This is a genomic window from Mycolicibacterium thermoresistibile (assembly GCF_900187065.1).
GTDB lineage: Bacteria > Actinomycetota > Actinomycetes > Mycobacteriales > Mycobacteriaceae > Mycobacterium > Mycobacterium thermoresistibile.
This window is the reverse complement of the sequence record NZ_LT906483.1, coordinates 3,553,151-3,575,998: the sequence shown is the minus strand read 5'-3', so window position 1 is coordinate 3,575,998 and position 22,848 is coordinate 3,553,151. Positions and strand designations below refer to the sequence as shown.

The following is a 22,848-nucleotide window of genomic DNA, read 5'->3' as shown; positions in this document are numbered from 1 at the left end:
AATGGCGAACACCGGCCATGTCGGGTTTCGAATCGGGTCCGACGGGCGCGGACGCCGGATCCGCCGGGCGCACCGGCCCTGCGCTCACTCCCGGGCCGCACTCCCGGGTTTCACTCGCTGGGTGGCGCCGGCCGGCCGGAGGGCTCGGGCGGCCCGAAGTCGCCGGTGTCGCCGGTGCCGCCGTGACGCTGCAGTTCGGAGAGCATTTCGCGCAGTTCGTCGAGCTCGCGGCGCAGGTAGTCGCGGGTGGCGACCTCGCCGATGGCCAGCCGCAGCGACGCCAGTTCACGGGCCAGGTACTCGGTGTCGGCCTTCGTCTGCTCGGCGCGGCGACGGTCCTCCTCCAGCGCCACCCGGTCGCGGTTCTCCTGCCGGTTCTGGGCGAGCAGGATCAGCGGCGCGGCGTAGGCGGCCTGGGTGGAGAACGCCAGGTTCAGCAGGATGAACGGATACGGGTCCCACTGCCAGGCGAACGCGCCGATGTTCAGCGCGATCCACACGACCACCACGATGGTCTGGGCGGCCAGATACCGTCCGGTGCCCAGGAACCGGGCGATGCGCTCACTGAACCGGCCCATCGCGTCGACGTCCAGGCCCAGACCGAGGTCCAGGCCGCGGGACGCGCGGGGGGTGTCCAGCCGTTGCCGTGCCGACAGTTCGCTCACGTCAGCCCCTCGGCGTCGGTCAGTTCCGGTTCCTCCTGCTGCCGCCAGTCATCGGGCAGCAGATGGTCGAGCACGTCGTCGACCGACACCGCACCGAGCAGATGGTTCTGCTCGTCCACCACCGGCCCGCAGACCAGGTTGTAGGCGGCGAAGTAGCGGGTGACCGCGGCCAGCGACTCCTCGGGATGCAGCACCGGCAGGTCGGCGTCGAGGATGCCGCTGACCAGCGCCGCGGGTGGTTCCCGCAGCAGCCGTTGCAGGTGCACACAGCCCAGATAGTGGCCGGTCGGCGTGGCGGTGGGGGGCCGGGTCACGAACGCCACCGACGCCACGGCCGGGGTCAGGTCCGGGTCGCGGACCCGCGCCAGCGCCTCGGCGACGGTCGTGCCAGGTGACAGCACGACCGGCTCGGAGGTCATCAGACCGCCGGCGGTGTTGGGGGAGTGGCTCAGCAGCCGGCGGACGTCCTCGGAGTCCTCCGGGTCCATCCGGCGCAACAACGCCTCGGCGTCCGTCGGCGCCAACGCGCCCAGCAGATCAGCCGCGTCGTCCGGATCCATCGCCTCCAGCACCGTGGCGGCGCGGTCGGTTTTCAGCTGCCGCAGCACCTGGGTCTGCTCGGCGGCGGTGAGTTCCTGCAGCACATCGGCCAACCGGTCGTCGTCGAACGCGGCGATCACCTCGAAGCGCCGTTTGGGCGGCAGTTCGCGCAGCGCGTCGGCAACCTCCACCGGGCGTTGACCTTCGAACTGTTCGAGCAACTGGGCGACACCCTGATCCGGCAGCGCCAGTCCGGACGGGGTGAGCCCCTGCACCACGTACTGCCAGTCGGTGACGTAGATGTTGCTGCGGCGGGTCAGTCGCCGGTGCGGGCGGCGCACCGCCACCCTGGTGACCAGCCAGTCGCGGGTCCGGCTCTGTTCGATGCCCAGATCGACGACGACGAGGTCGACTCCGGCGAGGTCGGGGAGGTCGGGGTCGTTGATGCGCACCCGGGTCTCCACCACCTGCCCCAGCACCAGCACCTCACCGGGACGCTGGGCGAACCTGCGCAGCGAGACATTGGCCGTGTTGAGTGTCACCGCGCCCGGCTCGATCGCGGTGACACGCAGTATCGGCACGAAAATCCTTCGCCGGGTAAGTAATTCGACGACCAACCCGAGCACCCGGGGCTGCTGACGGACGATGCTGATGCTGATCACCACATCGCGCACCCGGCCGATGGATTCGCCGTCGGGGCCCAGGACGACCATCCCCGCGAGTCGGGCGGCATAGACCCGGTTCACCGACGCCATGAGTCAAAGGGTAGAGACTGTAGGCGTGCAGAATGTGAATCGACCCGACAATTCTGTTCGCCCCCGCCGGACATGTCTGTCGGTGCCGGGCAGCAGCGCGAAGATGATCGCCAAGGCCAAGACCCTGCCGGCGGACCAGGTTTTCCTCGACCTCGAGGACGCCGTGGCGCCGGATGCCAAGGCCGAGGCCCGGACTCGGGTCGCCGCGGCGCTGGCCGAGGACGGCTGGGGCGATCAGATGCGCGGGGTCCGGGTCAACGACTGGAGCACCCCGTGGACCCATTCCGATGTCATCGAAGTGGTGTCGGCCGCGGGCGCGCACCTCGACATCATCGTGTTGCCGAAGGTGACCGACGTCTCACACATCCATGCGCTGGACCTGTTGTTGTCGCAGTTGGAGGTGCAGCACGGACTGCCCGTCGGGCGCATCGGGATCGAGGCCCAGATCGAGAACGCGCAGGGTTTGACCAACATCGACGCGATCGCCGCCGCCCCGCGGGTGCAGGCTCTGGTGCTGGGCCCCGCCGACCTGATGGCCAGCCTCAACATGCGCACGCTGGTGGTCGGGGAGCAACCCGAGGGATATGACGTCGGCGACGCCTATCACCATGTGCTGATGCGGATCCTGATCGCGGCACGCACCCACGGCATCGCCGCGATCGACGGGCCGTTCCTGCAGATCCGCGATGTCGAGGCGTTCCGCCGGGTGGCGGCCCGGTCCGCGGCGCTGGGATATGACGGCAAGTGGGTGTTGCATCCGGATCAGATCGCCGCGGGCAACGAGGTTTTCAGCCCGCGCCAGGAGGACTACAACCACGCTGAACTGATCCTGGAGGCCTACGAGTGGTACACCTCGCAGGCCGGCGGTGCCCGCGGCGCGGCGATGCTCGGCGACGAGATGATCGACGAGGCCAGCCGCAAGATGGCGCTGGTGATCGCCGCCAAGGGGCGGGCCGCGGGGATGACCCGCACCGGGGGACGGTTCCAGCCGCCGAGCTGACGGCCCGCCGGTGGGCGTCAGCTCATGCGCCGGCCGCCGCGGCCAGCATGATCATCAGGATGATCACCACGACCATCACGAGCACCGCGGCGCCGGCCACGATTCCGCCGATGGCCAGTGCACGCCCGTTCTCGCCGGTGTTCTTGATCTGGTTCAACCCCAGCGAACCGAGCACGATCCCGGCGATCGCGGCGGGCGGTGCCAAAAACGACAGCAGGCCACTGCACAGCAGCGGAATGCTGATCAGCGAGATGACCAGCGACCAGATCGACAACGTGTTGGTGCTCGGCGGCTGGGTGTATCCCTGGCTGTAGCCCTGCGGGTATCCGTAGTAGCCGGGATAGCCCGGTTGGTTCGGGTCCGGGTACCCCGCTGCCCCGAACTGTCCGGCCCCGAACTGCGGGGGTTGGGCGGGATCGTAGGGCGGCGTCGGATACCGGGGCGCGTCATACGGCGGCGGCGCGGGGTAGCCATACCCGGGCTGCTGGGGTCCCGGAGGGTAGGGCGGCGGATACTGCGCTCCCGGCGGAGGGGCCGGGTAACCGGACGGCTGGTACGGCTCGGTACCGGCCCCGGCCCCGGGGTAGTCGAGCGGTGCGAACCCGGCCGGCGGCGACTCGCCGTACGCCGGCGCGGTCTCACCGGCCGCCGCCCACGACCCGTCGAAGGCCTGCTCGTCCGGTCGGTCCCCGGCCTGGTCGGCCGCCTGATCGGCAGCGGTCGGCTGGTCGGGGGTGTGCTCGGATGCGGTGGGGTCGGCGCCGCCGGTGGGCTCCCGGGCGAGGTCGTCCGCACCGGTCTCCGATGGCCCCGGCTGTCCTTCAGCGGGTGGTGTCCCGTCCGCGTTCCCCGGATTTGTCATGCTGTCAACCTAGCCTACGAGGTGAACGTCGCTGGTAGAGCGAACGGTGCTGCCGAAGTGGCCGAAAGAGTACGTGAGCAGTGCATATCAGGTGCGAATAGGGGAGAATGACGACCGATGACCAGCCCGTTCTCACCCGGACAGAACCCCGGTCAGCCCCAGGTGCCGGGGCGCACACCCGCTCCCGGTCTGCCGACGCCACCCAAAGGATGGCCGATCGGGTCCTATCCCACCTACGCCGAGGCGCAGCGCGCTGTCGACTATCTGTCCGACCAACAGTTCCCGGTGCAGCAGGTGACCATCGTCGGGGTGGACCTGATGCAGGTCGAACGGGTCACCGGCCGCCTGAGCTGGCCCAAGGTGCTCGGTGGCGGCATGCTCACCGGCGCCTGGCTGGGTCTGTTCATCGGCCTGATCCTGAGTTTCTTCAGCCCCGCCCCGTGGAGCGCGTTGCTGACCGGCCTGCTGCTCGGCATCGTGTTCGGCCTGATCACCTCGGCCGTCCCGTATGCGATGGCTCGCGGGACAAGAGATTTCAGCTCCACCATGCAGCTGGTCGCCGGCCGCTACGACGTCCTGTGCGATCCGCAGAATGCCGAACGGGGCCGGGATATGCTGGCCCGCTTGACTCTCTGACGACGCTGCGGCCCAGGTCACGATTGGGACCCGTACGCACGTCAGGTGTTGCGGATCTGGTACGTCTACCTCTACGGTTTGCGGCGCGAGGGTTCCTGGGTGGACGGGAGGCAGGTGGTGCGCGCTCGACGGTGGTGTGCAACAGCAGCGGTCGCGTTGATGACGGCCTCGACGGTCGCCGCTTGTGGCTCCGACAGCGGTGAGATCGTCATCAGCTACTACACGCCGGCAAACGAGGCGGCCACGTTCACTGCTGTCGCGCAACGGTGCAACGCCGAACTCGGTGGCCGGTTCCGCATCGAGCAGCGCAGCCTGCCGCGCGAGGCCGACGCCCAGCGGTTGCAGCTGGCTCGCCGGCTCACCGGTAACGATCGGTCGCTGGACGTGATGGCGCTCGATGTGGTGTGGACCGCCGAGTTCGCCGAAGCCGGCTGGGCGCTACCGCTGTCCGAGGACCCGGCCGGACTGGCCGAGGCCGACGCCACCACCAACACGTTGCCCGGACCGCTGGAAACCGCCAAGTGGAATGGCGAGTTGTACGCCGCGCCCATCACCACCAACACCCAGTTGCTCTGGTACCGAGCGGATCTGATGGACGAACCCCCGGCAACGTGGGACGAGATGCTGTCCGAGGCCGCCCGGCTGCACGCCCAGGGTGGGCCCAGCTGGATTGCGGTGCAAGGGAAACAGTACGAAGGGCTGGTGGTGTGGTTCAACACGCTGCTGGAAAGCGCCGGGGGACAGGTGCTTTCCGACGACGGGCAGCGAGTCACGTTGACCGACACCCCCGAACATCGTGCTGCGACGGTGAAGGCGCTGGAGATCATCAAGGCCGTGGCCACCGCGCCCGGGGCCGATCCGTCGATCACCCAGACCGACGAGAACACCGCTCGGTTGGCGCTGGAACAGGGCCGGGCCGCGCTGGAGGTGAACTGGCCCTACGTGTTGCCGTCGCTGCTGGAGAACGCGATCAAGGGCGGGGTGGGCTTCCTGCCGCTGAACGAGAACCCCGCGCTGCGCGGCAGCATCAACGATGTCGGCACCTTCGCGCCGACCGACGAACAGTTCGACCTCGCCCTGAATGCCAGCAAAGAGGTGTTCGGGTTCGCCCGGTACCCCGGTGTGCGGCCGGACGAACCCGCCCGGGTCACCCTGGGCGGGCTGAACCTGGCGGTGGCCAGCACCACCCGGCACAAGGCCGAGGCGTTCGAGGCGGTGCGCTGCCTGCGTAACGAGGAGAACCAGCGGCTCACCTCGATCGAGGGCGGCCTCCCGGCGGTGCGCACCTCGCTGTACGACGATCCACAGTTCCAGGCCAAGTATCCGCAGTACGAGATCATCCGCGACCAGTTGATCAACGCCGCGGTGCGCCCGGCGACCCCGGTCTACCAGGCCATGTCCACCCGGATGTCGGCCACCCTCGCGCCGATCAGCCAGATCGACCCGGAGCGCACCGCCGACGAACTCGCCGAGCAGGTCCAGCAGGCCATTGACGGTAAGGGGCTGATCCCATGACCGCCGCAGCCGAGAAGGCGGACCCGACACCGGCGGCTGCCGTCGCCCGCACCGACGACACCCGCTCCGAACGGCGGCTCGCGTACTGGCTGATCGCGCCGGCGGTCCTGTTGATGGTCGCGGTCACCGGCTATCCGATCGCCTACGCGGTGTGGCTGAGCCTGCTGCGCTACAACCTGGCCCAGCCCGACGACGTCAGCTTCGTCGGGTTGGAGAATTACGTCACCGTGCTCACCGACGAGTACTGGTGGACCGCCTTCGCGGTGACCCTGGGCATCACCGTGGTATCGGTGGCCATCGAGTTCGTGCTCGGCCTGGCACTGGCACTGGTCATGCACCGCACCATCTTCGGCAAGGGTGTGGTGCGCACCGCGATCCTGATCCCGTACGGCATCGTCACCGTCGCCGCGTCCTACAGCTGGTACTACGCCTGGACGCCGGGCACCGGCTATCTGGCCAACCTGCTGCCCGACGGCAGCGCGCCGCTGACCCAGCAGCTGCCGTCGCTGGCCATCGTGGTGCTCGCCGAGGTGTGGAAGACAACGCCGTTCATGGCGTTGCTGCTGTTGGCCGGGCTGGCCCTGGTGCCGCAGGAACTGCTCAACGCCGCCCAGATGGACGGCGCGAACGCGTGGCAGCGCCTGGTGAAGATCATCCTGCCGATGATCAAGCCGGCCATTCTGGTGGCCCTGCTGTTCCGCACGCTCGACGCGTTCCGGATCTTCGACAACATCTACATCCTCACCGGTGGCGCGAACAACACCGGCTCGGTGTCGATCCTGGGCTACAACAACCTGTTCAAGGCGTTCAACCTGGGTCTCGGGTCGGCGATCAGCGTGCTGATCTTCCTGTGTGTGGCGGTCATCGCGTTCATCTACATCAAGATCTTCGGGACCTCCGCGCCCGGTTCGGACGCGGAGCGGTCGTGAGTTGGGAGGCGCGGTGAACGAGCGGGTCACTGCCCGGCGGGCGACCGGATGGATCGTCATCGATCTCCTGGTCATCCTGTATGCACTGTTCCCGGTGTTGTGGATCCTCAGCCTGTCGCTGAAGTCGACGGCGACCGTCAAGGACGGCAAGTTGATTCCCGACGAGATCACCTTCGACAACTACAAGGCGATCTTCCGGGGCGGGGGCAGCGGGGTGTTCACCTCGGCCCTGATCAACTCGATCGGCATCGGACTCATCACCACGGTGATCGCGGTGGTGGTGGGCGGTATGGCCGCATATGCGGTGGCGCGGTTGAACTTCCCCGGCAAGCGGCTGCTGATCGGGGTGGCCCTGCTGATCGCGATGTTCCCGCAGATCTCCCTGGTGACACCGTTGTTCAACATCGAACGCCAACTCGGGCTGTTCGACACCTGGGCGGGTCTGATCATCCCGTACATCACCTTCGCCCTGCCGCTGGCGATCTACACGCTGTCGGCGTTCTTCCGGGAGATCCCGTGGGACCTGGAGAAGGCCGCCAAGATGGACGGCGCCACACCGGGTCAGGCGTTCCGCAAGGTCATCGCGCCGTTGGCCGCCCCGGGAATCGTCACCGCGGCGATCCTGGTGTTCATCTTCGCCTGGAACGACCTGCTGCTGGCGCTGTCGCTGACCGCCACCGAGCGGGCGATCACCGCCCCGGTGGCCATCGCGAACTTCACCGGCAGTTCGCAATTCGAGGAGCCGACCGGATCGATCGCGGCCGGCGCGATGGTGATCACGATCCCGATCATCGTCTTTGTTCTCATCTTCCAACGACGGATCGTCTCGGGACTGACGTCCGGTGCGGTGAAGGGGTAGCGGGGTTTCTATGGCCGAGATTGTGCTGGATAAGGTGACCAAGAGTTACCCCGACGGCGCAGGCGGTGTCCGGCACGCCGTGAAGGATCTGTCACTGACCATCGCCGACGGCGAGTTCATCATCCTCGTCGGCCCGTCGGGCTGCGGAAAGTCCACCACCCTCAACATGATCGCCGGACTCGAGGACATCACCTCCGGTGAGATCCGCATCGACGGCGAACGGGTCAACGAGGTCGCCCCCAAAGACCGTGACATCGCCATGGTCTTCCAGTCCTACGCGCTGTATCCGCACATGACGGTCCGGCAGAACATCGCGTTCCCGTTGACGCTGGCCAAGATGAAGAAGGCCGACATCGCCCGCAAGGTCGAGGAGACAGCGAAAATCCTTGACCTGACCGAACTTCTGGACCGCAAGCCCGCTCAGCTGTCCGGCGGGCAGCGGCAACGGGTCGCGATGGGACGTGCGATCGTGCGGCAGCCCAAGGCGTTCCTGATGGACGAGCCGCTGTCGAACCTCGACGCGAAGCTGCGCGTGCAGATGCGTTCGGAGATCGCCCGGCTGCAGAGCCGGTTGCGCACCACGACGGTGTATGTCACCCACGACCAGACCGAGGCGATGACGCTCGGGGACCGGGTGGTGGTGATGCTCGACGGCGTGGCTCAGCAGATCGGGACGCCCGACGAGCTCTACACCCAGCCGGCCAATCTGTTCGTCGCGGGGTTCATCGGATCACCGGGGATGAACTTCTTCCCGGCCTCGCTGACCGACGCCGGTGTGCGGCTGCCGTTCGGCGAGGCGCTGCTGCCGCCCGACGTGCTCGACACGGTGCGCCGGCATGAGAAGACCGACAACATCATTGCCGGGTTACGGCCGGAGCACCTGGAAGACGTATCGTTGCTGGACACCTATGCGCGGCTGGGCGCAGTGACGTTCGACGTCAACGTCGAGCTGGTCGAATCGCTCGGGGCGGAGAAGTACGTGCACTTCCGGGCCGAGGGCGCGGGCGCCCATGCGGCTCAACTCGCCCAGTTGGCGGCCGAATCCGGGGCCGGTGAAAACGAGTTCATTGCAAGGGTTTCCACCGAGTCCAAGGCGAAGAAGGGGCAGAGCCTGCAGCTCGCGTTCAACCCGGCCAAGCTGCTGGTCTTCGACGCGGACACCGGTGCCAACCTGACCCTCCCGCCGTCGGACGCGTGACCGACGTCCTGACCACGGTCCGGGCGCGGCTGACCGAACAGTTTGCCCGTATCGGAATCACCGGGGAACCGGCGGCGGCCAGTGTCACCTTCCTGGGCACGGAGCGTTACGAGATCCTGCGGTTCGGCCCGAGCCCGGAGGGCGTCTCCCGCTACGTGTCGTTGGGCTGTTCGCGGCATCCGATGGGGGACCCCGACGCACTGGTCACCGACCCGGTGCGGGGTCCGCGCGCCGAGGTGGTCGTCGCGCTGAAGGGGCCGACGCCGGCCGGGTTGGCCCGCTCGGTGGCGGTACTGGCCGCCGCGCCGGCGGTGGAGGGTCTGATTCTGGAGCCCGACGCGCTGGTGGACCTGGGTCAGCCGCTGTGGGACGGGGCGCCGTTCACGGCGTTCCTGCTCGGGCCCGGCGACCTCGACGAGGTGGCGCTGCCGGAGCCGCGCTCACCGGTGGTGTTGTTGTCTGCCATACCGATCACGCCGACCGAGGCGGCCTGGGTACGGCTCAAGGGGGCCGGGGCGATGCGGGAGGCGTGGGAGGTGGACGGGGTGGACGTCCTGGACCCACGGCGGCGGGCCGCCAATCCGAGTTGAGCGGCGGGCCGCCAATCCGAGTAGAGCGGCGGATTTTGCGTCACCGGCACGATCGACCTCTGCGCGGTCAGATACCCTTGCGCCGTGTCGGAAACTGTGCGTACGCCCCAGGTCGTCGTAGACGACGCGGAAATCTTCGCCCACCATGAAGGCGGCAAGCTCTCGGTCGCGCTGAAAGAACCACTGGACACCCAGCGGGCCCTCTCGATCGCCTACACCCCAGGAGTCGCCCAGGTCAGCCGGGCGATCGCGACCGACCGCACGCTGGCGGCCAAGTACACCTGGTCGAACCGGCTGGTCGCGGTGGTCAGCGACGGCAGCGCCGTGCTGGGCCTCGGAGACATCGGCCCGGAGGCGTCGCTGCCGGTGATGGAGGGCAAGTGCGCGTTGTTCAAGGCGTTCGCCGGCCTGGACTCGATCCCGATCGTGCTGGACACCAAGGATCCGGACGAGATCGTCGAGACCCTGATCCGGCTGCGGCCGACATTCGGCGCGGTCAACCTCGAGGACATCTCCGCGCCGCGCTGCTTTGAGATCGAACGCCGCGTCGTCGAGGCGCTGGACTGCCCGGTCATGCACGACGATCAGCACGGCACCGCCATCGTCGTGCTCGCGGCGCTGATCGGTGCGGCCGAGGTCCTGGACCGCGACATCTACTCGCTGCGGGTGGTGATCTCCGGCGCCGGCGCCGCGGGCGTGGCGTGCGCCAACATCCTGCAGGCCAAGGGCATCCGCGACATCGTGGTGCTGGACTCCAAGGGCATCCTGCACCCCGGGCGGGAGGACATGAACGAGGTCAAGACCGAACTGGCGCAGCGCACCAATCCGCGCGGCCTGACCGCGGGACTGGCCGAGGCGCTGGCCGACGCCGACGTCTTCCTCGGGGTGTCGGCCGGCCTGGTGCCCGAAGAACTGATCGCCTCGATGGCCCCGAAGTGCATCGTGTTCGCCCTGTCGAACCCGGATCCGGAGATCCATCCGGACGTCGCCCGCAAGTATGCGGCGGTGGTCGCGACCGGCCGTAGCGACTTCCCGAACCAGATCAACAACGTGCTGGCCTTCCCGGGGGTGTTCCGCGGAGCCCTGGACGCCGGGGCACGCCGGATCACCGAGGAGATGAAGGTGGCGGCGGCCCGGGCGATCTTCTCGGTGATCGGCGACGATCTCGGGGTCGACCACATCGTGCCGAGCGCCCTCGATCCGCGCGTCGGCCCGGCGGTGGCCGAGGCGGTGGCCGCGGCAGCCGACATCTGAGCCCGCGATGACGGTTCGCCGCCTGGCAGTGGTGCTGGTGGCGCTGCTGGTGGCCGGTTGCGGCGGGCCGAGCGGGCCGCCGCCGGTTCCGATCGGCGCCACCCCGGACGACGCGCTGGTGGCGCACCTGTACGCGGCGGCGCTGCGCTACTACGGCACGCCGACCCGGGTGGAGTTGATGGACGATCCGCTGGCCGGTCTGGACTCCGCGGCGGTGCGGGTGGTGCCGGGTTTCACCGGCCGGCTGCTGGAGCGGTTCGCCCCGGGCGCGCCGGCGCGGGCGGCGGAACAGGTGTACCGGGACGTGGTCGCCGCGCTGCCGGAGGGCATCGCCGCCGGTGACTACACGATCTCGGCGGAGGACACCCCGACGGTCGCGGTGACCGAGGCCACGGCCGAGGCCTGGGGGTCACGGGATCTGAGCGCGCTGGCCCGGCGCTGTGCCGACGTGGTGACCGGCATTGTTATCGACACAGCGACCGACACGACCCGCGACACGATGGCGGTGCCGCGCAGGCTCGGGTCGTGTGAGCTTCCGGCGCCGCGCCGGTATCCCGACGCCGATGCGATGTTCGCGGCGCTGCGGGCGGGCGAGATCGACGGCGCGTGGACGACGACCGCCGCGGTCGGGGTGCCGTCCGAGGTGGTGGTGCTCTCCGACAACACCGCGCTGGTGCGGGCCCAGAATCTGGTTCCGCTGTATCGGCGCAACGAGCTCACCGAATCGCAGGTGCTGGCGCTCAACCAGATCGCCGGGGTGCTCGACACCGCGGCGCTGATCGACATGCGTCGTCAGGTCGACGACGACGCGGATCCCGCTGAGGTCGCCGCCGCCTGGCTGGAGCGCAACCCGCCGGGCCGGTGATTTCGGCGTGCTCACGGTCGCTCAGCGGTCGTGCGCACGCCGAAATCGCTATCGGGGCATGGTGCGGGCGACGAACTTCGGGAACAGGCGCTGATAGCCGGAGCCGGTGAGACGCACGATCGCGTCGAGGATCTTGGCGTCGGTGCCGACGAGCACGCGCGCCTTGTTCTTCCGGACACCGTCGAGGATGATCTGCGCCGCCTTCTCCGGGCTGGTCCGGGCCAGTTTGGTGTCGAAGGCCCGCGCCAGCTCCTGGGCGTCGAGCCCCTCGGCCGCGGTCATGTTGCGGGCGATGCCGGTCTTGATCCCGCCCGGGTGCACCGTCGTCACCTTCACCGGGTGGCCGGCCAGGATCATCTCCTGACGCAGCGCCTCGGTGAACCCGCGGACGGCGAACTTGGCCGCGTTGTAGGCCGCCTGGCCGGGCACCGAGAACAGGCCGAACACGCTGGAGATGTTGATCACGTGGCCGTCGCCCGAGGCGATCAGATGCGGCAGGAACACCTTGGTGCCGTTGACGACGCCCCAGAAGTCGACGTCCATCACCCGTTCGATGTCCTTGAAGTGGCTGACCTCGATGTCGCCGGTGTAGGCGATGCCGGCGTTGTTGTAGATCTGGTTGACCACGCCGAAGTGCTCGACGACGGCGTCGGCGTAGGCTTCGAACGCGGCTCGTTCGGTGACGTCGAGGCGGTCGGCCTTCACCGGCGCGCCGATGGCCTTGAGCCGGTCCTCGGTTTCGGTCAGCCCCTCGGTGTTGACGTCGCTGATCGCGACCTTGGCCCCGGACCGGCCGAGTTCGAGCGCCAACGCCTGACCGATGCCCGACCCGGCGCCGGTGATCACCGCGACTTTGCCGGCGAAGCCCTGCATTGCACTCTCCTTGCGCTCGGTTCCGTTGCGTCGAGACTAACCGGTACCCGCGGTCCTGGTTATGGCGGGGAGGGTCAGGAGGCCCGGGCGCCGAGGCTGCCGGCGTCCGGGCGGTCGAGGCCGTGGGCATCGGCACGGTACACCGCGGCCAACTCACCACCCGGTAACGCTCGCGCCCGTCGCCGCGATGCACCGGGCATGAAAAACCTACGCTCGATCCTCGCCACCCTGGCCCTGGCGGTCGGGCTGCTGGTCGCGCCGGCCCTGTCGGGCGCGTCGGCCGTCGCGCCGAGCGCGCAGGCCGACACCGGTGTCGATGTCTTCCTCCGCGCCCTGGCCGACCGCGGCGTCGTCGGCGTCGATCCGGCGCGCGCCGTCGAGGTCGGTCAGTCGATCTGCCCGCGGCTGGTCGAACCCGGGCAGGCCGCCGCCAACGTGGCCGCCGACGTCGCCGAGGCGATCGGCCGTCCGCTGGGGCCGGCCACCGTGTTCACCGGCGTCGCGATCTCGGTGTTCTGCCCCGGGGCGGTCGCGGCGCTGGCCAGCGGTCAGTCTCCGATCCCGTTGGACCTGTTGGGCATCTGAGGTTCGCGGCGAGCCGCGAGCGACCGCGACTGTACGGCTGGACACGGCGTGTCGCGTACAGACACGGTCGCTCGCCAGCGTCAGGCGAACGCCTCGTCGATGATCTCCTGCTGCTCGACCGCGTGCACCTTCGACGAGCCCGACGACGGGGCCGACATCGCCCGACGGGAGATCCGCTTCAGCCCGGTGAAGTGGCCCGGCAACATCTCCGGCAACGTCAGGCCGAACGACGGCCACGCGCCCTGGTTGGCCGGCTCCTCCTGCACCCAGAACTTCTCCTCGACGTTCGGGTAGCGGTCCAGCGTCTCGGCGATGCGCCGCCGCGGCAGCGGGGCGAGCTGTTCGATGCGCACGATCGCGATGTCGTCCCGCTTGTCCTTGGCCTTCCGCGCGGCCAGTTCGTAGTACAGCTTCCCGCTGCACAACAGCAGCCGGCGGACCTTGCTGCGGTCGCCGTCGCCGTCGACGTAGGTCGGCTCCTCGAGCACCGAGCGGAACTTGGCCTCGGTGAAGTCGCGCAGATCGCTGACCGCGGCCTTGTGCCGCAGCATCGACTTCGGCGTGAACACGATCAGCGGTCGTTTGATGCCGTCGAGCGCATGCCGGCGCAGCAGGTGGAAGTAGTTGGCCGGCGTCGACGGCATCGCGATCGTCATCGACCCCTCGGCCCACAGCTGCAGGAACCGTTCGATACGGCCCGAGGTGTGGTCCGGCCCCTGCCCCTCATGCCCGTGCGGCAGCAGCAGCACGACATCCGACAGCTGCCCCCACTTGGCCTCACCGGAGGAGATGAACTCGTCGATGATCGACTGCGCGCCGTTGACGAAGTCGCCGAACTGCGCCTCCCACAACACCAACGCGTCGGGGTTGCCGACCGAGTAGCCGTACTCGAAGCCCACCGCCGCGAACTCCGACAGCGGCGAGTCGTAGACGAAGAACTTGCCGCCGTTGGGCGTGCCGTCCGGATGGCGGGTGAGCAACTGCAGCGGGGTGAACTCCTCGCCGGTCTTGCGGTCGATGACCACCGCGTGCCGCTGGCTGAACGTGCCCCGGCGGGTGTCCTGGCCGCTCAACCGCACCGTCTTGCCCTCGGCGATCAGTGAACCGAGCGCCAGCAACTCGGCGAACGCCCAGTCGACCTTGCCCTCGTAGGCCATCTCGCGGCGCTTCTCCAGCACCGGCTTGACCCGCGGATGCACCGTGAAGTCCTCGGGCCACGACACGTGCGCATCGCCGATGCGCGCGAGCATCGCCTTGTCGACGGAGGTGTCCATCCCGCGCGGGATCATCTGGGCAGACTCCACCGACTCACTCGGTTCGACCGGGTGGCGTTCGAGCTCACGCACCTCGTTGAACACGCGCTCGAGCTGACCCTGGTAGTCGCGCAGCGCGTCCTCGGCTTCCTTCAGCGAGATGTCGCCGCGGCCGATCAGCGCTTCGGTGTAGCTCTTGCGCACGCCGCGCTTGGCGTCGATCGCGTCGTACATCTCCGGCTGGGTCATCGACGGGTCGTCGCCCTCGTTGTGGCCGCGCTTGCGGTAGCAGATCAGGTCGATGACGACGTCCTTGTGGAACTTCTGCCGGAAGTCCACGGCCAGCTTGGCCACCCACACCGCGGCCTCGGGGTCGTCGCCGTTGACGTGGAAGATCGGTGCGCCGATCATCTTCGCCACATCGGTGCAGTACTCCGAGGACTTCGCGTCGTCCGGCGAGGTGGTGAAGCCGATCTGGTTGTTGACGATGATGTGGATGGTGCCGCCGGTGCGGTAACCGCGCAGCAGCGCCATGTTCAGCGTCTCGGCGACCACACCCTGGCCGGCGAACGCCGCGTCGCCGTGCAGCACCAGCGGGACCACGCTGAACCGGTCGTCGCCCTGCTTGTCGAGCTTGTCCTGTTTGGCGCGGACCAGACCCTCGACCACCGGGTCGACGGCCTCCAGGTGCGACGGGTTGGCCACCAGCGACACCTCGATGTCGTTGTCGCCGAACATCTGGATGTAGGTGCCGCTCGCGCCCAGGTGGTACTTCACGTCGCCGGATCCGTGGGCCTGCGACGGGTTCAGGTTGCCCTCGAACTCCTTGAAGATCTCCGAGTAGGGCTTGCCGACGATGTTGGCCAGCACGTTGAGCCGCCCGCGGTGCGGCATCGCGATGACGACCTCATCGAGGCCGTGCTCGGCGCACTGGTCGATCACCGCGTCCATCGTCGGGATGACCGTCTCCGCGCCCTCCAGCGAAAACCGCTTCTGGCCAACGTATTTGGTCTGCAGGAAGGTTTCGAACGCTTCCGCGGCGTTGAGCCGGCTCAGAATGTACTTCTGCTCGGCGACGGTGGGTTTGGCCTGTTTGACCTCGATCCGCTCCTGCAGCCACTGCTGCTGTTCGGGCTCGAGAATGTGGGTGTACTCGATGCCGACGTGGCGGCAGTACGCGTCGCGCAGCAGCCCCAGCACGTCGCGCAGCTTCTTGGTCTCCGAACCGCCGAAGCCGCCGACCTTGAACTCCCGGTCCAGGTCCCACAGCGTCAGCCCGTGGGTGAGGACGTCGAGGTCGGGGTGGCTGCGGAACCGTTCCTTGTCCAGACGCAGCGGGTCGATGTCGGCCATCAGATGGCCGCGGTTGCGGTACGCCGCGATCAGTTCGATGACCCGCGGGTTCTTGTCCTCGATCGAGTCGGGGTTGTCCGGGCGCCACCGGACCGGCTCGTAGGGGATGTTGAGCTCGCGGAAGATCTCGTCGTAGAAATCGTCGTCGAGCAGCAGTTCGTGGATGATGCGCAGGAACTCGCCGGACTCGGCGCCCTGAATGATCCGGTGGTCGTAGGTCGAGGTCAGCGTGACGAGTTTGCCGATGCCGAGTTCGGCGATCCGGTCCTCGCTGGCGCCCTGGAACTCCGCCGGATACTCCATCGCGCCGACGCCGACGATCGCGCCCTGCCCGGCCATCAGCCGCGGCACCGAGTGCACGGTGCCGATGGTGCCCGGGTTCGTCAGCGAGATCGTCACACCGGTGAAGTCGTCCATGGTCAGCTTGCCGTCGCGGGCGCGCCGGACGATGTCCTCGTAGGCGGCGACGAACTGGCGGAAGCCCATGGTCTCGGCTTTCTTGATGGCGGCGACGACCAGCTGCCGCTCACCTTCCTTGCGTTGCAGGTCGATGGCCAACCCGAGGTTGACATGCGGCGGGGTGACGAGGTGGGGTTTGCCGTCAATCTCGGCGAAGTACCGGTTCATCGCCGGGTACTGCTTGACCGCCTGCACCACGGCGTAGCCGATCAGGTGGGTGAAGCTGACCTTGCCGCCGCGGGTGCGCTTGAGGTGGTTGTTGATGACGATGCGGTTGTCGATCATCGCCTTGGCCGGGATGGCGCGCACGCTGGTCGCGGTGGGTACCTCCAGCGACGCGTCCATGTTGCGCACCACGGCCGCGGCGGGACCGCGCAACACCTGCTTCTCGAGCTCGGCTCCGCTGTCGGCCGTCCTGGCCGGTGTTGCGGGCTTCTTCTCCTGCGGTTTCGGGGCGGCCGGTGCGGCGGCCCCGGCGGAGGAATCCCCTGAGGACGGGGTCCTGGCGGTCTTGGTCTTGGCGGTCTGTGGCTTGGCGGCGCCGTCAGGGCTGGCGGGTTCGGGGGGCGGGGCGGGCGCGGGTTCGGGCGGTGAGATCGGAGTGGCGGTCGCGGCGGCCGGGATCCCGTTGCCGCCGCGATTGGTGTCCGTACTGGTGCCGGGGGAATAGTCCACGAGGAATTCGTGCCAACTCGGATCCACCGACGACGGATCCTCGCGGAACTTCCGATACATCTCCTCGACGAGCCACTCGTTCTGACCGAATGGTGAAGGTGAACTGCTCACAGCAGCTAATCGCCTCGATTCCTCATATCAGAGCACGCGTGCGTGCCTCGCCTGCCTAACCTGTCCGGTTACCCGTTTCAACGCCGTCTCAAGGCTAGCCCTTCCGGAGACCATCGGCCCAAGGTCGTCACGATCCGGTATCGGTTCGGCTCCCCGGTACAGGGGTGGGATTCAGGTCGAATCCGTACCGGACTCCGGCAACGGAGGCAGGAGATGCAGTGGCGCGGGCCAGCGTGGTGGTGCGGCGCCGAACGCCGTCCGGGCGTTGCCGATGATCTTCTTCCCCATCATCCGGTTGCCGACCCCGCCGACGACGGCGCCCACCCCGACCGGAAGCGCCTTGCCGAACGCCAGCGCACCCCGCTTGAGCGTGTAGCGCTTGACGAAGTAGCGCAGCAACCGCGAGTTCAACTGCGACACCGTCGGCAGCGGCAACGTCGCCGCCCCCTCGCTGATCCAGGCGCCGCTGGTCCGGCCGCGCCCGAGCAGGTCGCGCACCGCCCCCTTGCCCTCGTCGCCGACCAGCACCGCCAGCACCAGCGCGCGACGGCGTTCCCGCTCCTCGAGCGGAATGCCGTGCACCTCGGCCACCGCCAGCACGAACACCGCGGTCGCCTCCAGGAACACCGCGGTCTCACCGGTCACCGCCGAGAGCGCGGCCAATGTGCCCACGCCCGGCACGGCGGCGGTGGAACCGACCGCCGCCCCGCTGGCCACCACGGTCGCCAGATAGCGTTTCTCCAGCTTGGTGACGATCTTGGCCGGGGAGGCGTCGGGGTACTTGTTGCGCAACCGGCCGACGTAGGCGCGCACCGCGGGGGCCTGCGCCCGGGAGCCGCGTTCGATGATCCCGGTCAGCACCCGCGCCGCCGCCCCCGCTTCGGGCGCCCCACCGGACGCCCCACCGGACCCCCCACCGGATGCTGTGGCGGGTGTCCCGGCCGACCGGTCCTTCGCGCGGAACCATGCGCTCATGTGCTGCGGCCTCCCGGTGTCGTAGCGGTTGCGCCCAGGCTAACGCCTGACGGGTTCCCCCGATGTGTGCGACGACACGTGCGCCGAACCCGCGGGTGCGGGAACAAAACAAATGATTCGCGTCGCTAAGTACTTCCGTGGCAGAGTCGAACGCCGTGGCCCTTTCCGACCGGACATCTCCCCGGACGCCGAGCGGGATGCCCAGCCGCACCCGCATGATCCTGATGCTGGGGGCGCTGATCACCCTCGGGCCGCTCACCATGGACATGTATCTGCCGGCGCTGCCGCGGATCGCCGACGAGCTGAACGTGTCGTCGTCGGTGGCGCAGCTGACGTTGACCGGCACGCTGGTCGGGCTGGCGCTCGGCCAGCTCGTCGTCGGCCCCCTGTCGGACTCGTTGGGCCGCCGCCGGCCGCTGATGGCCGGTATCGCGGTGCACATGCTGGCGTCGGTGCTGTGCGCGGTGGCGCCGGACATCACCATGCTCGGGATCGCCCGGGCCTTGCAGGGGATGGGTTCGGCGTCCGCCGCGGTGGTCGCGGTCGCGGTGGTGGGCGATCTGTTCGCCGGCCCGGGCGCCGCCACGGTGATGTCGCGGCTGATGCTGGTGCTGGGCGTGGCGCCGGTGCTGGCGCCGTCGCTGGGGGCGGCGGTGCTGCTGTACGGCTCCTGGCGGTGGGTGTTCGTCGCCCTGGTGGTCCTGGGCGGCGGACTGCTCGTCCTGGCGGCGGCCGCGCTGCCGGAGACGCTGCCGCGGGCGCAGCGGCGCCCGCTGCGGTTCCGCGCGGTCGGCGTGACCTACCTCATGCTGCTGCGCGACCTGAGGTTCGTGGTCTTGGCGCTGGTCGCCGCGCTGGGGATGTCCGGGCTGTTCGCCTACATCTCCGGCGCCGCGTTCGTCCTGCAGGACGGCTACGGGCTGAACCAGCAGGCCTTCGCGTTGGTGTTCGGCGCGGGCGCGATCGCGCTGATCGGTGCGACGCAGTTCAACGTGGTGCTGTTGCGGCGGTTCGACCCGTCGACGATCGTCGTGACGGCGCTGGCGGTGGCATCGGTGCTCGGATTCGTGTTCGTCGGGCTGGCCGTCACCGGAGTCGGCGGGCTCGCCGGGTTCGTGCTGCCGGTGTGGGGGGTGCTCGGCGCCATGGGCTTCGTGCTGCCCAACGCCCCCGCGCTCGCTCTGTCGCGCCATCCGGAGGCCTCGGGCACCGCGGCCGCGCTGCTGGGGTGCGGACAGTTCGGCCTCGGAGCGGTGATCTCACCGTTGGTCGGCGTGTTGGGCAACAGCGCGCCGGCGATGGCCGCGGTGATGACCGGGGGAGTGCTGATCGCGCTCGTGGCGTTGTTGGCGGCGGGTGTGCGCCCCGGCGCCGAGCACCGCGACACCGCTGACATGCTCGTCGAACACGCCTGATCACGTCGGGTTACTCGCGGGTACTTGTCCGCGACCGGAGTGGACCGTACGGTCGGCGCGGGGGGTGTGAAGCCCGCCCGCTGATTCTGTGACATCCGTCGACGCCGGTCGGTCCACCATGAGCGAAGTGTTCACTGCGTACGCGCCGCGGTCCGCGGCCGCCAACCCCTGGCATGCGCTGTGGGCGATGCTGATCGGGTTCTTCATGATCCTGGTCGACGCGACGATCGTGCCCGTCGCGAATCTGGAGATCATGGCCGATCTCGGCGCCGACTACACCGCGGTGATCTGGGTGACCAGCGCCTACCTGCTCGCGTACGCGGTGCCGCTGCTGATCGCCGGGCGGCTCGGTGATCGGTTCGGGCCCAGGACGATGTATCTGATCGGGCTGGCGATCTTCACCGCGGCCTCGCTGTGGTGCGGATTGGCGGGCACGATCGGGATGCTCATCGCCGCCCGGGTGCTGCAGGGCCTCGGCGCGGCGTTGCTGACACCGCAGACGCTGTCGATGATCACCCGGATCTTCCCGGCCGACCGGCGCGGCGTCCCGATGGGCGTCTGGGGCGCCACTGCCGGGGTGGCGACGCTGATCGGCCCGCTGGCCGGCGGTGTTCTCGTCGACGGGCTGGGCTGGCAGTGGATCTTCATCGTCAACGTGCCGATCGGCATCGCCGGTCTGGTGCTGGGCGCCCGGCTGATGCCGCGGCTGCCCCGCCAGGACCAGGGGTTCGACGTGCTCGGCATGGTGCTGTCGGCGGTCGGGCTGTTCCTGATCGTGTTCGCGCTGCAGGAGGCGCAGACCCACCGGTGGGCGCCGTGGATCTGGGGCACCCTGGCCGGCGGCGCCGGGGTGATGGCGATGTTCGTCATCTGGCAGTCCGCCAACAGGCGCCACCCGCTGGTGCCGTTGCAGATCTTCGCCGACCGCAACTTCATGCTGGCCAACGTCGGCGTCGCCACCATCGGCTTCGTGGTGACCGCGATGGTGTTGCCGGCGATGTTCTTCGCGCAGGCGGTGTGCGGGTTGTCGCCGACCGGTTCGGCGCTGCTGATCGCACCGATGGCGGTCGCGAGCGGGGTGCTGGCCCCGATGGCGGGCCGGATCGTGGACCGGTCCCATCCGACGCCGGTGGTCGGTTTCGGATTCTCGGTGGTGGCGGTCGGCCTGACCTGGCTGGCGGTCGAGATGGCGCCCACCACCCCGATCTGGCGGCTGGTGCTGCCCTTCGTCGCGGTCGGTGTGGGCATGGCGTTCATCTGGTCGCCGCTGGCCACCACCGCCACCCGGCAGCTGCCGCTGCACCTGTCCGGCGCCGGGTCCGGGGTGTACAACACCACCCGTCAGATCGGCTCGGTGCTGGGCAGTGCCGGGATGGCGGCGTTCCTCACCGGGCGGCTGAGCGCCGAGTTGCCGTTCGGGGCCACCGCTGTCCCGGCCGGCGAGCAGACGAGGGTGCTGCCCGAATTCCTGCACGCACCGTATGCCGCGGCGATGGCGCAGTCGATGTTGCTGCCGGCGTTCGTGGCGTTGTTCGGGGTGCTCGCGGCGATCTTCCTGGCAGGCATCGTGCTGTCGACGCCGCAACCCGACGCCGACGCGCAGTACCTCGACGAGCACGACGACTACCTGGTGATCGAGCTCGCCCGACCGGACCCGAACCCCCGAACCGACATCGCGGTGACGGCCGTGATCCCGGCGCTGCGACCGACATTGCGACCGACATTGCGACCATCGCTGGGCCCGCCCGGCGGGCCGGTCGTTCAGCCGAACAACACCGCCGCGTTGAGATAACCGGTCGGGTCGAACGCGGCCTTGATGGCGCGCATCGCGGCGATGTCGGCGTCGCTGCGCGACATGCCGAGGTAGTCCCGTTTGCGGGTGCCGACGCCGTGCTCGGAGCTCACATTGCCGCCGCATCCGGCGATCAGGTCCATCATCGCCGGATACAGCGCGCGCTCCTCATCGGGTGTGCACCGCAGCACGTTGAGGTGCAGATTGCCCTCGCCGATGTGACCGAACAACACCGGAATCGCCTGCGCGGCATGGCGACCGACGATCGCGGCGGCCTCGGCGGCGAACCGGGGGATGGCGGCCGGCGGCAGCGACACATCGAATTTCACCGGTGGACCGTGCACCCCGAGGACCTCGGCGGTGGATTCGCGGACCCGCCACAGGCGTTGCCGGGCAGCGGAATCCACGCCGACGGCGGGTTCGCCGGCCAGATCCAACTGGTCGAGTGCAACCGCCAGCCGCTCGGTCTGATCGTCGTCGGCGTCGCCGAGCGAGGTCAGTTCCACCAGCAGCAGCCAGTCGCCCGGCGCGGGCACCGCGACACCGAGGTGTTCGGCGGCCAACCTCGCGATCCGGGCGTCGATGAGTTCCAGCGCCGCGATCCCCGGGGTGTCGCGCAGGACGCGCCCGGCGTCGATCAGCGCGTCGAGATCGGTGAAGCCGCAGATCGCGCTCACCCGGTGCCGCGGCGTGGGGTGTAACCGCAGATCCAGTGCGGTGATCACACCGAGAGTGCCCTCGGCGCCGATGAACAGCGAGGTCAGGTCGTAGCCGGTGTTGTCCCGCCGGACTGCGCTGTGGCGGCGCAACACCGAACCGTCGGGCAGTGCGACCTCGAGGCCGAGCACCTGTTCGCCCATGTTGCCGTACCGCACCGTGCGCAGTCCGCCGGCGTTGGTGGCGGCCATCCCGCCGACGGTGGCGGTGTCCCGCGCCGCCAGGTCGACGCCGAACGTCAGGCCGACCGCCGCGGCGGTGTGCTGCAGCGCGGCCAGCGTCACCCCGGCGCCCGCCCAGACACGACGTTCGACGGTGTCGACCGGTCCGATATCGGTGAGCCGCTCGGTGGACAGCAGCACGTCATCGTGTTCGGGCACGGTGCCGGCGACCAGCGAGGTGCGTCCGCCCTGGACGGTGACATGGCTTCCGGCGTCACGGCAGGTGCGCAGCACCGCCGCGACCTCGGCGGTGTCGCCCGGCCGCACCAGCGCGGTGGCCCGGCCCCGGTACCGGCCGGTGTGGTCGACGCTGCGGCCGGCCAGCACATCCGGATCGGTGCTCACGTGAGCGGGCCCGACGATCTGCGCCAACCGGCCGGCCAGAGTTGCGGTCATGGCGTCGGTGTATCACATCCGGGTGTCCTGATAGCGATTTCGGCGTGCTGACGATCGCTCAGCGATCGTCAGCACGCCGAAATCGCACCGCCTCGGGTACCGGTGCCGCGATCCGGGTGCGCTGCCGACGTCTCACACCGGTCGGTGCATCGTGAACCCGTATCAAGCCGTCTACAAGTTTGCTGGATCATAGCAAAGAACAGTAGACAGCGTATCCTACGTGCGTTTGGGACTTTGCTCGAAATTGGGGCATTGCCGAATCCCTCATGAGGAACTAATGTGTTTGCGGACACAGCCCGAACGGCTCTCCCAGCCCGGAAGTGCCGTTTGACGGGCGTCGAGGGCATTCGAGCGC

Annotated in this window: 19 protein-coding genes; 12 read left to right on the top strand and 7 right to left on the bottom strand. The window is 68.9% G+C overall.

Translation table 11 applies throughout. The features are described 5' to 3' along the window. Window positions 1-110 precede the first annotated feature (110 nt). Both CKW28_RS16745 and CKW28_RS16740 read right to left on the bottom strand, forming a co-directional pair. Entirely contained in the window at window positions 111-665 is a 555-nt protein-coding gene (locus tag CKW28_RS16745) for a DUF1003 domain-containing protein (protein WP_003924992.1), read from the bottom strand. After that, entirely contained in the window at window positions 662-1,960 is a 1,299-nt protein-coding gene (locus CKW28_RS16740; protein WP_003924991.1) for a magnesium transporter MgtE N-terminal domain-containing protein, read from the bottom strand. The genes CKW28_RS16745 and CKW28_RS16740 overlap by 4 nt, the downstream gene beginning before the upstream one ends. On the opposite strand from CKW28_RS16740, the gene CKW28_RS16735 reads away from it, so the two are divergent. Next, window positions 1,959-2,960 (top strand): HpcH/HpaI aldolase/citrate lyase family protein, encoded by a 1,002-nt coding sequence (locus tag CKW28_RS16735; protein WP_081475463.1) that lies wholly within the window; start codon window positions 1,959-1,961, stop codon window positions 2,958-2,960. The genes CKW28_RS16740 and CKW28_RS16735 overlap by 2 nt on opposite strands. Window positions 2,961-2,982: 22 nt before the next feature. Here the strand turns inward: CKW28_RS16735 and CKW28_RS16730 are convergent, their stop codons facing one another. After that, entirely contained in the window at window positions 2,983-3,822 is an 840-nt protein-coding gene (locus CKW28_RS16730) for a DUF4190 domain-containing protein (protein WP_003924989.1), read from the bottom strand. Window positions 3,823-3,939: 117 nt separating this feature from the next. On the opposite strand from CKW28_RS16730, the gene CKW28_RS16725 reads away from it, so the two are divergent. The 8 genes from CKW28_RS16725 (at window position 3,940) to CKW28_RS16690 (ending at window position 11,668) form a co-directional block, all read left to right on the top strand. Then, entirely contained in the window at window positions 3,940-4,458 is a 519-nt protein-coding gene (locus tag CKW28_RS16725) for a YflT domain-containing protein (RefSeq protein WP_003924988.1), read from the top strand. Between the two features lie 117 nt (window positions 4,459-4,575). Further along, window positions 4,576-5,973: an ABC transporter substrate-binding protein gene (locus CKW28_RS16720; RefSeq protein WP_040546736.1), complete on the top strand. Its 1,398-nt coding sequence runs from the start codon at window positions 4,576-4,578 to the stop codon at window positions 5,971-5,973. Next, entirely contained in the window at window positions 5,970-6,902 is a 933-nt protein-coding gene (locus tag CKW28_RS16715; protein ID WP_003924986.1) for a carbohydrate ABC transporter permease, read from the top strand. The genes CKW28_RS16720 and CKW28_RS16715 overlap by 4 nt, the downstream gene beginning before the upstream one ends. 13 nt (window positions 6,903-6,915) lie before the next feature. Continuing rightward, window positions 6,916-7,761 (top strand): carbohydrate ABC transporter permease, encoded by an 846-nt coding sequence (locus CKW28_RS16710; RefSeq protein ID WP_003924985.1) that lies wholly within the window; start codon window positions 6,916-6,918, stop codon window positions 7,759-7,761. A 10-nt stretch (window positions 7,762-7,771) separates the two neighbouring features. Further along, window positions 7,772-8,959, top strand: coding sequence for an ABC transporter ATP-binding protein (locus tag CKW28_RS16705; RefSeq protein WP_003924984.1), 1,188 nt, complete (start codon window positions 7,772-7,774; stop codon window positions 8,957-8,959). Beyond that, on the top strand, window positions 8,956-9,549 hold the full coding sequence (locus tag CKW28_RS16700; RefSeq protein WP_003924983.1) for a suppressor of fused domain protein: 594 nt from the start codon (window positions 8,956-8,958) through the stop codon (window positions 9,547-9,549). The genes CKW28_RS16705 and CKW28_RS16700 overlap by 4 nt, the downstream gene beginning before the upstream one ends. A gap of 84 nt (window positions 9,550-9,633) precedes the next feature. Then, window positions 9,634-10,803: an NAD(P)-dependent malic enzyme gene (locus CKW28_RS16695; RefSeq protein ID WP_040546573.1), complete on the top strand. Its 1,170-nt coding sequence runs from the start codon at window positions 9,634-9,636 to the stop codon at window positions 10,801-10,803. A 7-nt stretch (window positions 10,804-10,810) separates the two neighbouring features. Then, a complete protein-coding gene (locus CKW28_RS16690) occupies window positions 10,811-11,668 on the top strand; it encodes a glycine betaine ABC transporter substrate-binding protein (RefSeq protein ID WP_040546571.1) in 858 nt (285 codons plus the stop codon). A 48-nt stretch (window positions 11,669-11,716) separates the two neighbouring features. Here the strand turns inward: CKW28_RS16690 and CKW28_RS16685 are convergent, their stop codons facing one another. Then, entirely contained in the window at window positions 11,717-12,541 is an 825-nt protein-coding gene (locus CKW28_RS16685; RefSeq protein ID WP_003924980.1) for an SDR family NAD(P)-dependent oxidoreductase, read from the bottom strand. 198 nt (window positions 12,542-12,739) lie between these two features. On the opposite strand from CKW28_RS16685, the gene CKW28_RS16680 reads away from it, so the two are divergent. Next, window positions 12,740-13,126 (top strand): DUF732 domain-containing protein, encoded by a 387-nt coding sequence (locus tag CKW28_RS16680; RefSeq protein WP_003924979.1) that lies wholly within the window; start codon window positions 12,740-12,742, stop codon window positions 13,124-13,126. 80 nt (window positions 13,127-13,206) lie between these two features. Here CKW28_RS16680 and CKW28_RS16675 read toward each other — a convergent pair whose 3' ends face one another. Both CKW28_RS16675 and CKW28_RS16670 read right to left on the bottom strand, forming a co-directional pair. Further along, the gene (locus CKW28_RS16675) at window positions 13,207-16,977 is read right to left on the bottom strand and encodes a multifunctional oxoglutarate decarboxylase/oxoglutarate dehydrogenase thiamine pyrophosphate-binding subunit/dihydrolipoyllysine-residue succinyltransferase subunit (RefSeq protein WP_003924978.1); all 3,771 of its coding nucleotides are present in this window, start codon (window positions 16,975-16,977) and stop codon (window positions 13,207-13,209) included. A gap of 171 nt (window positions 16,978-17,148) precedes the next feature. Further along, window positions 17,149-17,952 carry a hypothetical protein gene (locus CKW28_RS16670; protein WP_081475462.1) on the bottom strand — a complete coding sequence of 268 codons (804 nt, stop codon included), beginning with the start codon at window positions 17,950-17,952 and terminating at the stop codon, window positions 17,149-17,151. Between the two features lie 197 nt (window positions 17,953-18,149). On the opposite strand from CKW28_RS16670, the gene CKW28_RS16665 reads away from it, so the two are divergent. Both CKW28_RS16665 and CKW28_RS16660 read left to right on the top strand, forming a co-directional pair. Beyond that, window positions 18,150-19,367: a multidrug effflux MFS transporter gene (locus tag CKW28_RS16665; protein WP_003924976.1), complete on the top strand. Its 1,218-nt coding sequence runs from the start codon at window positions 18,150-18,152 to the stop codon at window positions 19,365-19,367. A gap of 118 nt (window positions 19,368-19,485) precedes the next feature. Continuing rightward, window positions 19,486-21,159, top strand: coding sequence for an MFS transporter (locus CKW28_RS16660; RefSeq protein WP_040546569.1), 1,674 nt, complete (start codon window positions 19,486-19,488; stop codon window positions 21,157-21,159). Here the strand turns inward: CKW28_RS16660 and CKW28_RS16655 are convergent. Then, the gene (locus CKW28_RS16655; RefSeq protein WP_003924974.1) at window positions 21,129-22,493 is read right to left on the bottom strand and encodes an FAD-binding oxidoreductase; all 1,365 of its coding nucleotides are present in this window, start codon (window positions 22,491-22,493) and stop codon (window positions 21,129-21,131) included. The two genes, CKW28_RS16660 and CKW28_RS16655, sit on opposite strands and share 31 nt — an antisense overlap. Window positions 22,494-22,848: the final 355 nt, after the last annotated feature.

Excerpts from the sequence above, each read along its gene's own strand:
- CKW28_RS16735 (WP_081475463.1), top strand. The coding sequence starts at position 1,959 with ATGAGTCAAAGGGTAGAGACTGTAGGCGTGCAGAATGTGAATCGACCC.
- CKW28_RS16740 (WP_003924991.1), bottom strand. The coding sequence starts at position 1,960 with ATGGCGTCGGTGAACCGGGTCTATGCCGCCCGACTCGCGGGGATGGTC.
- CKW28_RS16730 (WP_003924989.1), bottom strand. The coding sequence starts at position 3,822 with ATGACAAATCCGGGGAACGCGGACGGGACACCACCCGCTGAAGGACAG.
- CKW28_RS16725 (WP_003924988.1), top strand. The coding sequence starts at position 3,940 with ATGACCAGCCCGTTCTCACCCGGACAGAACCCCGGTCAGCCCCAGGTG.
- CKW28_RS16715 (WP_003924986.1), top strand. The coding sequence starts at position 5,970 with ATGACCGCCGCAGCCGAGAAGGCGGACCCGACACCGGCGGCTGCCGTC.
- CKW28_RS16705 (WP_003924984.1), top strand. The coding sequence starts at position 7,772 with ATGGCCGAGATTGTGCTGGATAAGGTGACCAAGAGTTACCCCGACGGC.
- CKW28_RS16690 (WP_040546571.1), top strand. The coding sequence starts at position 10,811 with ATGACGGTTCGCCGCCTGGCAGTGGTGCTGGTGGCGCTGCTGGTGGCC.
- CKW28_RS16685 (WP_003924980.1), bottom strand. The coding sequence starts at position 12,541 with ATGCAGGGCTTCGCCGGCAAAGTCGCGGTGATCACCGGCGCCGGGTCG.
- CKW28_RS16680 (WP_003924979.1), top strand. The coding sequence starts at position 12,740 with ATGAAAAACCTACGCTCGATCCTCGCCACCCTGGCCCTGGCGGTCGGG.
- CKW28_RS16670 (WP_081475462.1), bottom strand. The coding sequence starts at position 17,952 with ATGAGCGCATGGTTCCGCGCGAAGGACCGGTCGGCCGGGACACCCGCC.
- CKW28_RS16665 (WP_003924976.1), top strand. The coding sequence starts at position 18,150 with ATGCCCAGCCGCACCCGCATGATCCTGATGCTGGGGGCGCTGATCACC.
- CKW28_RS16660 (WP_040546569.1), top strand. The coding sequence starts at position 19,486 with ATGAGCGAAGTGTTCACTGCGTACGCGCCGCGGTCCGCGGCCGCCAAC.
- CKW28_RS16655 (WP_003924974.1), bottom strand. The coding sequence starts at position 22,493 with ATGACCGCAACTCTGGCCGGCCGGTTGGCGCAGATCGTCGGGCCCGCT.